A 12126-nucleotide genomic window follows, 5' to 3' on the forward strand; every position below is an offset into this window, starting at 1 on the left:
CAGTAAAAAAACTTATTTAAAATCGAAAATCAATGCCCCTGAATAGCTGCCGTCTGCTGAGTTCATGCTGCTCATAGGCCCTAAATTTTCTGGTTTTCTAAATTTCGTACCTATAGGGTTGATTGCATGCATAAAGCAGAGAAAACCTTCAGGTGTTTTAACCTTCGTGTTCCTTGGTTCGCTTCCGTTTCTAATCTCACCAACTTTGAAATAGAGGTTATCGGTGGTATTATGAATCATAACAGACCGGCTTTCTGAGTTTAACTCCAGCCAGTACCAGTCTGCATAATATCCAGCAAAGACGGGATAGTTCCACACCTCACCCGGTATGCCGTTATTGTATTGTCTCTCCCAGATATCGAGCCAACCGCCCTTTAACCGATTCTTCCAAACCCGCCTTGGCCCCTGCCCAAACCAACGCATCTTTTCAGCAGATTCGGGCAGACAGTCGAAAGAGATGCCGAAGTATTCATACTGGCCTTTGAGCGAATATGAGTAATCCAAACGCAGCTTTCCATCAGGATGCACATACCATGTAAACTGTTTATCCCCTTCTTTTGATGATGAGTTAATTCGGAAAACACCTTCCTTATAACCAGAGCTTACCTGAGACTCTGGAGAGAGCATTCTGCCGGGAATCACTTCAGCACGAGACAATACAAAATACATTGAGTCTGCATTATTTTCTCTTAATACAATTTCTCTGCCTGAAACAAATTTGGAATACAGCTCAAACTCTACATCTGTAGTAGAAATCGAATACTCAGTCTTCTTCCAGCTCTTGAGCCATTGGGGGATATTTTTCTGGCGTGAGTCGTATGCCACATATAAAGCAGCTGGTTTTGGCAGATTTATTTTCAGCCTTAAATCCTTCTTCTGCTTATCATCATTGCCTGCGGCGACAAGAGAAGCTCCCTTTAAGGCGGCTGGATAGTCTGTTACTGTATAATCGCGGTCTGTGTATATGCGTGCGCCTTTCTTCAGCTTTTCAATGCGATGTTTCTGCTGAGAATGGACTACTTCAGGCCCATTGGAAATGCCCACTACATCCCCTTTGTACTCTGCTCTGTTTAACAAACCGTTATTTTTATTAAATCTGAACGTATGGTCTGCTGTTTTCACAACAATATAACTGCCCTCTTCTGATACCTCGGGCTTATCAAGCTTGTCTAAAGGCATCTGAGGCAGCATTTCTTTTCGATTTTTCAGCGGAAGACTCCACGTCCATAAATGACGGCCGGAGAAATCATAAGCTTTAAGATATAACACATCTCGCCTGCGCCAGTTTTCAGGCAAATCAAGCAAAATTTTGCCGGTGCTGCGCGGATTTATATCAGGTCCTTTCTGAGTTCCTTGGTCTTTGATGATCTTTTCGCGATTGCCTGCGATGGAAAAATCTGCGAGCTGCCAAGTAAAATCAATCTTATTGAGATTTGTAAAATGATACATATTGCGGAGCTCAACAGTGCCGTCGAAATCATTGCTCTGGTCCATAGAGACATCTACAGGACAGAATATTTCTTTTATGGTATAAAAGCTTCCTTCTTTTTCGCGGTAAGGCCCGACAATCCCGTCAGGGGCATGATTCCCGTCTGTATCTATCCGGCCGTTTTTATCCGTACGCACAATTCCTTCGTCCGCAAGAGCCCATAAAAACCCTCCGGCCCCAACCGGAGATTTAAGCATTGCCTTCCAGTAATCCTCCAGCCCTGCGCCGTGGCCTCCATCGTAAAGTCCGTGCAGATATTCTGTAGGCATAAATATGTTGTTTCGCTCGGTAAGCCTTTTGATGAAATCATCGTACTGGCAGTAATGGGCAGTATCAACGCCGTTAAATACCGAAGGAGAATTCCATGAGGGCGTAGGATGAATCACTGTCCTATCCTGCGGGTCGTAAACGGAATACTCTGAAACCAAATCAAAGTTATGGCCTCCCTCATTACCATTAGCCCAAAGCATAATGCTCGGATGATTAACATCTCTCTGCACCATTTCAGCAACAAGCTTCTTGCCAACGCTGGTATCATAGGCATCGTGCCATCCGGTTAGCTCATCGATAACATACAGCCCCAATTCATCGCAGGCCTGCAGAAAACTTTTATTCGGAGGGTAATGCGAAAGGCGAACAGCATTCATATTCATTTCTTTAATCAGCTTCGCATCTTTATAGTCTATCTGCCTATTGACGCAGCGGCCTGAATCCGGCCAGAAGCTGTGCCTGTTTACGCCTTTGAAGCGGATTCGAGTTCCATTGAGATAAAAACCTTTCTCCCGCACTTCGAAAGTTCTGAATCCAAACACCTCTTCCGCTTTATGAACGGTTTTATCATCTCTGCAAAGCTCAACTTGCAGAGTATATAAATCAGGGCTTTCGGCAGTCCAAGTTTTATGGCCATTTACCCGAGTTTTGAGAGTGCTGCAATCTTCCGATTTTTTAATGCTTTGCATAAAAGGCTTTCCAAGCATTTCGCCTGACTGATCAAAGATTTTCGCCTTAATCAAATCGCTTCTCTCAACACCGTTTGTGTAAACCTTTGCAGTAAAGCTGCCGTCTGCCTCAGCATCAACAGCCATCCAGCTGATTGATTCACGAGGCTCAGCTTTCAGATAAACCGGCCGGTAAATACCGCCGAAAATCCAGAAATCGGCTTTTCGTTCCGCTTTTTCTACCGACTCATTTTCCGAAACTTTGCTTACCGTTACCTCCAGCAGGTTATTGCTGCCTATGTTCAGGTGATCTGTTATATCATATTCAAATTCATAAAAACCCCCTTGATGCTTAGGGCCTGCTGAAGTGCCGTTGATAAACACCTCTGTATCTGTCATAACGCCTTCAAAAACAATACTAATGCGTTTATCCTGCCATTGTGAGGGGATTTGAAATTCTTTGCGGTATCTGCCCTTCTCATCAGACTTGTTTCCGTCGTGGCCATAGTTGTAGCGGCCGAAACCGTGAAACTCCCAGTTTGAAGGCACTGGAATAGTTGTCCAATAGCCGCTCTGCCTACCTTTTGTGCAGTAAAATTGCCATTGCTCCTGATCCTGATATCCGCTGCCGGAAAGCATTAATGTTTCAGTCTGAGCCGAAAAACAAACATTAATAGCTGTAAGAAATGCCGAGATAAATAAAATTTTGCTGCGCAATATGCCTTGGTTAGTCAATTTCTATACCTTTCACTTATAAATAACGATTATACAAAAGTCTTCTTCAGGCAGAGACCATTATTCCGAAAGAGATGGAGGGGCTGCTGAATTATCACTGCCCCATTCCATATTGGGAATATCTGACATTACCATATCAAGGTTTCCGCCATCTTTTATCTGCGGATAGCTTAGCCAAGTTTTGGAAAGCTTTTTTCCATTCCAGCTTATCGACTGTATATATTTATTAGACAATGAGGCATTCTCAGCCTTAATTACTAAATCCCCTTTTTTCAAATGCAAAATCATTTTGGGGAAAAGCGGCGAACCGATAACATAATAAGGCTCTCCCATACACACAGGATAAAGCCCCAGAGCGGATAAAACAAAATGGCTCGACATAGCACCAGTATCATCATCCATTGTTTTAAGCCAACCGGCAGGCTTTTTCTCATACACCTTTCTGATAACAGGACGACCGAATTTGCCGTGATTGTGATAGCGGCTCATAACGGTATCAGTAATGTAAAGTCTGGACCAATACTGAGTCTGGTATGGTCGGCCTAGATAGTTAAACAAAAAAGGATAAGCTAAAGGAGGCTCATTCAAAGCCATATGCTGCCAAGTATTGAAATAGTATTCCAAATCATCCGCCAGCTCTTCGCGGCTGCCTCTCAAAGAGGCAAGGCCTTGAATATCGTGCGGTATGAAAAAACGATAATGCCATAGGCTGCCTTCATAGAAATGAGCGTCCACTTTATTCACAGATTCCTTAGGAACGCTCCTGCCCTCAGGTGTGAAAAAACCTCTGAGATTACCTTCCCCATCTACTTGGGACTCTGCCCAATATTTCTTGTAAGAAAGTGCCTTGTCTCTGAACATTTCAGCGTCGTCTTTTTCTCCAAGGATTTCTGCAATTCTCATAGCAATGTAATACTGATAAGGTTTTTCAACCTGCTCATTACCATCTATAGAGGATACGATTCCCGCATACGCTTTTTTCAGTTTATCCTCTACGAGCTCTTTCTGAAACGCATCGAGTATTATAGTATTCATAAACTCATTTCTAACCGAAGGGGAAGGCCAGTATCCGTCTGCCCAGGCGGGTATGCCGCCGCCTGTAAACATTTCTAAAGCTGAAAGGGCTATATCTCTTGCAATATCAGGTTCAAGCAGTGATATAAGACTATACTTTCGATAATCATCCCAACTGCTCCAGCCGGAATAATACTCAAAACTAACATCTTGATTAACTTTATTGCGGAGAGTTTCTTCTTTGCCAGCCGGCCTGTAAAAACCGTCGCTGCTGGTAACATTATGAGGCAGCAGATAAGAGCGGTAGAGGCAAGTATAAAACAAATCACGAAACTCTTCCAGCTCTCCGCTAACATCAGAAATTTCAATTTTACTAAGTTTTTCTTCCCATATCTGTTCGGCATTTTCCCTTGCTGCTTCAAAATTCCAACCGGGAAGGTCGCTGCTGCATTCCATCACAGCTTTGTCAATGCTCACCGGAGAAATGCCAACTTTAGCCTTAATAACTGCGTCCTTATTTTTCGAGGCGGGAGCGAATATACACCAGAGAGATTCTCCGCTGCGCTCAATTTTCTCAAAGCTCTGGTCAAACTTAACTGCAAAATAAAGCTTGTAGAAGCCGTGCCCGCAAACATTTTTTCCTTTGGAGAAGCCTGCTATAGTATCAGGGGCAATCTTATCCCAGCGTGATTCAATGCTTCCTGCATAACTTTGAGAAGGATCTATTTGTATGCAGATATCCTGCTTGGAGGCAGGAAATGTATATCGATGAAATCCTACTCGATATGAAACCGTCAAATCAGCTTTAATTCCATTTTCAAAAGCCATGCTGTAAAAGCCCGGGGCTGCTTTTTCAGTGGATTTATCAATAGTGTCAATTGCTTTCTTTCCTAAAGACGGTTTAATTCTTACGCTTCCCCCTGCACCAGAGCAGCCTACCCCTCCGAGCCTCGTATGAGAAAACCCTTTTACTTTTTTGCAGGAGTAATCGTAGCCGGCGTGTCCGGCTTCGGATGTATCCGGACTTAACTTCACAAGACCGAAGGGCACAGCCGCACCCGGGTAAAGCTGGCCGTGGTCGCCTTCTGTACCAACAAACACATCAACATAATCGATGACTCGTGCTTGAAGGCTGGCTGCGAAAAAAATAACAATTAACACTGAAAGTAGCTTCAACGCTTTTTCCGTAATCTGCTTTCTCAATATTGGACTCTTTGTTTTAATATAGTTTCTGTGTCATCAATTTCAGTCAGTCGGCCGGTTCATCGCAAAAGACGTTACACCGGTTATTATACCCTTAAGCAAAACTGTGCAATTGATTTAATCTTCTTAACCTCAAAATATTATTTGAATTTGTGAAGCCTTATTCCTCTACAAGCCAGTTTTCAAGAAGAATCAGCAAATCATCTATTCCTACCTGATTGTTCGGAGGCTCTGCAATATCAGCGGACGGCTCGGCCGGGGCGACAAGCCATTGATCAGATAATATTGAAAAATCTTCTAAATCGACCTTAGTGCTCTGGTCAATATCTGCAGGATTATAATGCCTGATAAAGCTCATATTATCGAGAAAAACGCTTGAACTATCCAATTCCATCCGCAAAACCTGTCCCTGGCCGTCCGGCAGGACTAAATCAGGGATCACGGTTGTCTGCCAGTCTGACCAGCTTCCTGTTGTATTCAAATCTGCAGAAACAATATGATTTCCATCAAGAGATAATGTTAGCTGCTGACCGGAATAAGGCCCTGCGGAAAGAATTGAAAGGTCATAGTTTCCGCCTGCTAAATCAACAGTGTATTCAAGCCATTCGCCGGCTTCTGTATACACAGCAAATCCTTCATTTACAGCAGCAATCTCCACGGCTTCATCGGGCCGATACCCGCCATAAGTGTTTGTAGGAGTTGTATCAAAAAAGCTTATTTCCTGGCCGCCGGTATCAAAATTTTCAAATTCTATCTGGCCGGGAATTGAGTGCGGAACATTTTCCGGATAGGGAACCTGCTTTGCAAACTGCAACCAATCCAGCTGGAAGCCCTCCCCTGCAAATTCAAGCTCAACTGAAGCATTCTGCTTCTCCGGCAATGGTTCACAAAGTGCGGGTATGATTTGCCAGTTTGTTAATCCGCCTGTATTGGGAACATCAATCACGGCCGAAAGCTCATCATCAATACGAACAAGAATCTGCCCTCCTGACTGAACGGAAGCAGCTTTGGCATATACATCTGCAGTCCCTTCAATACTGTTCACTGTATAACTCAGCCATTCACCTGCCTCAATGCCGCCTACTGCATACTCACTTCCAGACTCACCAATATCAGCAACATCAACATTTTCATAATACCTGAAATCGCCGATGCCGTTATCAGAAGAAGTGTCGTAATACGCTTTGCCGGCACCGCCGAAGTCGTATTCTTCAGCCTGAATCCTTCCCGGAATCGTTGGAGGAGTTTGTCCCCAATGCCCTTCTTTCTCAATCCTAAGCCAGTTCACATCAAGCCCGCCAAACGGAAATTCCATCCGCAAAACCTTACTTCCAGCCGCAGGCAAAATTACATCATTCAGCACAAAAGTCTTGAAATTATCAGAAGAACCGGTACTGCTGACTGTAAACTCGGCAAGCATTTGTTCTTCTAAACTGCTCAATGCCATAACAGAAGAACTTTGTGCCTGATTTTCTAAAACAAAAGCCAAATCATCCACAGCGCTCCAGATCCAGCTGTTATCGCAATGTACACGCAATTTTGTAATCCAGTATCCATCAGGGGCAGCTATCCCTGAGAAACTGTCATAGGTCGTGTTCCCGCTGGTCATATCGATATATCTTGAGGTGCTTGTGCTTCCTGAATCTTCTCCGTTGGTGTAATATGCGATAACGCGCCACCAGCCGTCGCTGCTGCCGTCTCTGCCGAGAATAGTGATGCCTGCGGCGATAAGGTCTTGCGGCTCCATCCCGACAAAATCGCTGAATTCGAATTCATACCTGCTGGTATTTCCTTGGAGTCTTTTATCGCCTGAGACAGGCGTTCTCCCGCCTCCGGAAGCTGTATTATTGACGAAGCTGCTTGCGCCCGAGCTGCCGGTCGCAGTAACGCTAAATTGTTTCTGCCCCCCTGCAAAAACTGCGGTGAAAGATTCTGAGTTATTAAGCTCATTGTTATCAAAATTGAGCACCCCTCCATTACCGCTCAAGTATTTCTCTTCCACCCACGGCTTGAATTCTTCATACGTCATAACCTGACTTGCTCCAAGGGTTTGTCCGATACCCGTTGTCCATGAGGAATTGCTCGAATAGCTCATACTGTAATCAACTTGATTAGTCTGAACATTTTGTTCGTCATACACTCCTGCAGCATCAAAAGAAGGGTAAGTGAAATGTTTAATTACAACTGGAGTTTCGCTTAAAGTTGTACTCGCCCGCAGGTACATACAGTAATTGTCTGAATCGGGAATATTAACTGTATAATTTAGCCACTCATCAGGCCCGATATCGGTTACCGCAAAGCTGTTATAATAATCAAAAACGCCACGAATATCCACATCTTCACCCAACCTGAAAGCTTCCTGCTCGTTTCCTATTGTAGAATCGTGATAAGCAATGCCCTGCCCTCCTAAATCAAAACGTTCGGCTGAGATTTGGCCGGGGATATCAGCAGGAGTTCCGTCATAAGGCTCTGAAGTCATACTTATATTAAACAATGTATCTATTTCGTTTCCAGTGAGAGCATAATCAAACAAACGGATATCATCTATCCTGCCCTCATAGTATCCATCGGAAGACCAGTTGCTGCGGCCTATAAAATTTGAGCTTCTAAGGACACTCCTAGGCGGTGTGGCAGTGCCTGTTTTGATAAGCTGTGAATCTTTATAAATCTTCACATTACCAATGCTGTCAACTGTAACAGAAAAGAATTGCCATTTATTCAGTTCGATCGCATTTGAAGCCCGAACCATACTCCCGCCGGTGGCATTATTATATACCTGAAAATATAAATCATCAGTATCACTATATCTTGCGGCTACTATATTATCTCCATTTGGCCCATTGCCGAGATCAAAGAATCTCGCATACGATTTCACCGCTGTTGGATATACCCAGAACGAAGCAGAAAAGCCATTGTCGAATTCATCATAGCCTTCCGGTAATTCGATATACTCATCACCATCTAAACTCAGAGCATATCCCCGCATTCCCTGAACAGAATCATTATCGAATGAGAGGCCGTTTTTCAAGCCGGCATCCATCTGCTTGCCGGACAAATCAACAGCCGAAGTTCCATTAGGTGCATCGAGTTTGTAAAATCCAATACATTCCTTGTTTTGGTCTAAGGATATCGCAGGGAAGCTGACATGGTCTTTGTAAGCATTGCCCGCAGGGGTAAGCCAGCCGTCATCATAAAACATCTCGCGATTTGTGCACCACTGATAGATGGAATATCTTTCCACAAAAGAAGCAGTAGAAAGCATTGAAAGCAGCTCTGCAATCTTATCGCCATTTTGCTGATAGGAGGGATGAGGAGTTGTCCAGTTGCAGCCGTTGTTCCACTCAGTAATCCAGAGAGGTCTTTTTGTTCTTTCGTGCACGGCTTTCAGCCAATTATACATCTGTGAGGCAGACCAGTTATTTTTATAAAAATGCACTGGTACAAAATCCACACGATAGTTCAAAGCATCGGCCTGATCAATAAAATCATACAGCCAGTTCAAGCCGCCGTCGCTGGGTGAAGGCGCACCTAAACGCAGCCCGGATTCCAGCAAATTCGGCCATCTGTCAATCGCTTCTGATACTGACATATCAGCCTGATCCGGCCGGTCAGGTTCATTGAATCCGAGAACGTGGGTTACATTTTCCTTTGCGTTAGTTACTGAGTAGCTCGGCCATGTTGGGCCGTGCCTCATCGGAACATATTCCACATCCAGAGTAGTCTCTCCACCATTGCCCCAGTTATACCGCCATGAACAATTCAAAGCCTCAGAAGCCGAACCTGAAACATTACTCGGAGTTCCGCCTGCCCAGCCTTTTTTGGTTGTCCAGTGCCATGGAAACACCCGTACAAAAGAAACAGATTTGTCAAGGTCTGCGGGCATAACGCCGATTTTCAATTTCTTATCATCTGCTATATAAACTCTGCTGATTCCTGTCCCGTCGCTATTTTCGGCAAATGTGGCCATATAGCCTCGTTTCAAAGTAAAAGAGCAGATCGAATCGTTCATTGCGCCCAACTGCTCAGTTTTGTAATAGGTATGCAGACCGAATCTTTGTGAGCTGCCGGTGAAGTTAATCCCGCTGTACACTTTAAGCGGCTCGTAATCCTCGCCATGCGGAATTACAACAGCGCCGTTATGGTAACGTACTATTCTAATATTTGAATCCAATGCAGACTGTGAGCCGTTTACATAAATTTGGCTGAGATAAACTGAGGAATTGACCTCAGAAGGCTTCAGAGATGAAAAGAAAAGCCAAGCTTCCGCAGAATTCAAATTTATCTGACAGTTATCTAATACAGACGAGCTGCCGGAAAGGTGCAGCTCTGAGGTGCCGGTGATATTTACTGTAGTATCAGCAAGCGAGGTGTAGGTTTGAATATCATTATCTATAGTTATGGTTTCGCCAAAGCTTTTGCCGGCAGCAGAAAATATTAAAATGACAGCTATTAAAGACAGTAAATTTTTCACGTCTCATTCCTTATAATTATTTCTGAATAAATTAGATTTTTACGCAGTTGCTGAATAAATCCTGGGCTGAATTAAAGTTTCGGATTGATGCAGAAAAAGCTTCACATTTGCGTTGAGCAAAAGATCCCCTTGCACACAGAAAAAAATCATCTGGAACCGATCAGCCCGTATTGGACTACCGGTTCCAGATAAAGGTTTTATTATGGACACTCAGGGTATAGCCCGCAGCTTAGCCAATTCCCGGCAAGAGCGGTAAAATCAGAGATATCGATAACGCAATCAGGCTCAAAGCCTTCCTGCCCTATCACAAGGCCGGTGTTGGAATTTGCAACATCGAGCTGGGATTCATAATCTAATATGCATGATTTCACCCCTGTAACATCATAGTACATATCAGCTACAGCGAATTTATCTGCTGCATAGTTTAGAATCTGAACATCATCCAGTTCACTGCCGCTGAGCGGGTCAAATTCTTCGTTTACAGAAGGGTTATCAACAGCGCCAAGCATAATCATACTTTCAGCGCCAGAGGACAGGCTGCCGCTGTCGGAAGCCTTCTCTAATCCGTTGAAATAGACTTTACCTTCTGAGCCGTCAAAAGTTGCTGTTACCAAAGTCCACTCATCAACCGGAAGTGATTCGCCAGTCCATGCGCTCAGGTTGCTGTAGTTGTAAAAACGAACAGTTCCGCCCGGAAATTCATTTCTAATAATCAAACTCCATCGCATAGCGCTGTCCCAGCTGTCTCGCTTGCTTACAATGCCTTTATGCGATGAAGTATCTCCATCCCATTTAACCCAGGCGCTTACAGTAAGCTGATTTGAATACTTGGAAGGATCCCATGTGCCCGCTTGTGCCCAGCTGTTTACCTCATCAATCAGTACTGAATCACCAACGATACCAGCATTAAATGCAGGGGTTCCGTTGGGGTCTGCGGGATGATAAACATCATCATCGGTGCTTACATCAAGATACTGGCCGCCGGAATAATCTGCCTGATCAAATGTCCAGTGGGCCATCTGCCTTTTTACAGCCGCTTTGGCAACACTGGAAGTGGTTGTGCCTCCGTCATTGGTGATAACGCAATAGTAGAATCCTTCATCGGCAGCAGCTATGTCTGCTAAGCTGAGAATGCTTGAACTGCTGCCTGCCTCCACGTCATCTTCGGGGGTCTCGTTTGAATTATCATCAGATTTATACCAGAGATACTGTTCAGGAGAGACGCTGCTTACTTCAACAGAAAGCTCAGCATCCTCTCCAGCATCTTTGAGAACATCTGCCGGCTGGCTAAGGATAACCGGAACGCTTGAAAGCGAATCAAAGCTCCACACAGGCCCGATGATCTTATTTTCATCTACGTCTTCAAGCTCACTTAACCCTGCTGTAAAGCTCTGCTCGTATCCGTCAACAGCCTCCACAACTGCCCACTGATAAGAAGTATCATAATTGAGGCCTGAAACGGTATATTCTGAGGAAGGATCTTCAGTGCCCGGGTCTTCGCCGGCAGCGCCAACATAATAAAGGTTCGGGTCTTCCCCACCGGTAGTCATAAAAACATACTGATCAACAATATCAGGGTTTACCGCATATTCATCATTGATATCCGGTGCTGCCTGCCAGCTCAAATCTGCGTCAACACTGTTTGCTTGAGCAGTTTGGCTTACTGAAGGGTCGTAAGGCTTATTGCTGAGATCCAATACGAAATTGGTTACCATCACACGGCCTCCGCCGCCTTCCTGCACATTTCTAAGCCGAATTCCAAGCTCTTTACCTGCAATCTCCGGCTTATCGGCTATATCAAATGATATTTGATGAGATTTCCATGTTCCGGAGCTGTTATCAAGTTGTGAATACACGCCAACAGCTCCCGAACCATCTACTGCAAACAGCTCAACATACAAACCCCATGTCCATGTTAACGGGTATGAGTTGAAGGTAAGTTCATATACTTTACCTGCCTGTATAGTATGAGTTGTTTCTTGGGAAAGAATAGCTGTCCAGTGGTTATAACTGATCCGTCCTGAAATATCTTTCCCGTTAGGGGGAATCGGCGCGCCTTGATCCGTTGGCACGACAACATTTGTGTAGCCGGTACCCTCCCATGCAAGAGCATCATCTATGCCTCGAGCCGTCATACTTTCACTGCCTGTTCCATCGAGATCGAAATCAGGATTGGTAATAATATTTGCCGCCTGCACTGACACAAAGCTTATCAGCATCAGTATTGAAAATAATTTTATTCTTTTCATTTTTTCATCCTTCTACAATTATATGTT

4 protein-coding genes are annotated in these 12126 nt (G+C 44.3%); all 4 read right to left on the bottom strand.

Annotation, left to right across the window (positions count from 1 at the left end):
* Positions 1 to 12 precede the first annotated feature (12 nt).
* On the bottom strand, positions 13 to 3066 hold the full coding sequence (locus STSP1_RS03270) for a glycoside hydrolase family 2 TIM barrel-domain containing protein (RefSeq protein WP_123806965.1): 3054 nt from the start codon (positions 3064 to 3066) through the stop codon (positions 13 to 15).
* 156 nt (positions 3067 to 3222) lie between these two features.
* Entirely contained in the window at positions 3223 to 5337 is a 2115-nt protein-coding gene (locus tag STSP1_RS03275; RefSeq protein WP_123806966.1) for a glycoside hydrolase domain-containing protein, read from the bottom strand.
* Positions 5338 to 5539: 202 nt separating this feature from the next.
* On the bottom strand, positions 5540 to 9850 hold the full coding sequence (locus STSP1_RS03280; protein ID WP_085754980.1) for a glycosyl hydrolase: 4311 nt from the start codon (positions 9848 to 9850) through the stop codon (positions 5540 to 5542).
* A gap of 200 nt (positions 9851 to 10050) precedes the next feature.
* Positions 10051 to 12099, bottom strand: coding sequence for a LamG-like jellyroll fold domain-containing protein (locus STSP1_RS03285; protein WP_085754981.1), 2049 nt, complete (start codon positions 12097 to 12099; stop codon positions 10051 to 10053).
* Between the last annotated feature and the right edge of the window lie 27 nt (positions 12100 to 12126).

Origin of the sequence: Sedimentisphaera salicampi, assembly GCF_002117005.1 — a bacterium.
Taxonomy (GTDB): Bacteria; Planctomycetota; Phycisphaerae; order Sedimentisphaerales; family Sedimentisphaeraceae; genus Sedimentisphaera; species Sedimentisphaera salicampi.

Coding starts and splice junctions, on each gene's coding strand:
- STSP1_RS03270 (WP_123806965.1), bottom strand. CDS start 3,066: ATGCTTTCCGGCAGCGGATATCAGGATCAGGAGCAATGGCAATTTTAC.
- STSP1_RS03285 (WP_085754981.1), bottom strand. CDS start 12,099: ATGAAAAGAATAAAATTATTTTCAATACTGATGCTGATAAGCTTTGTG.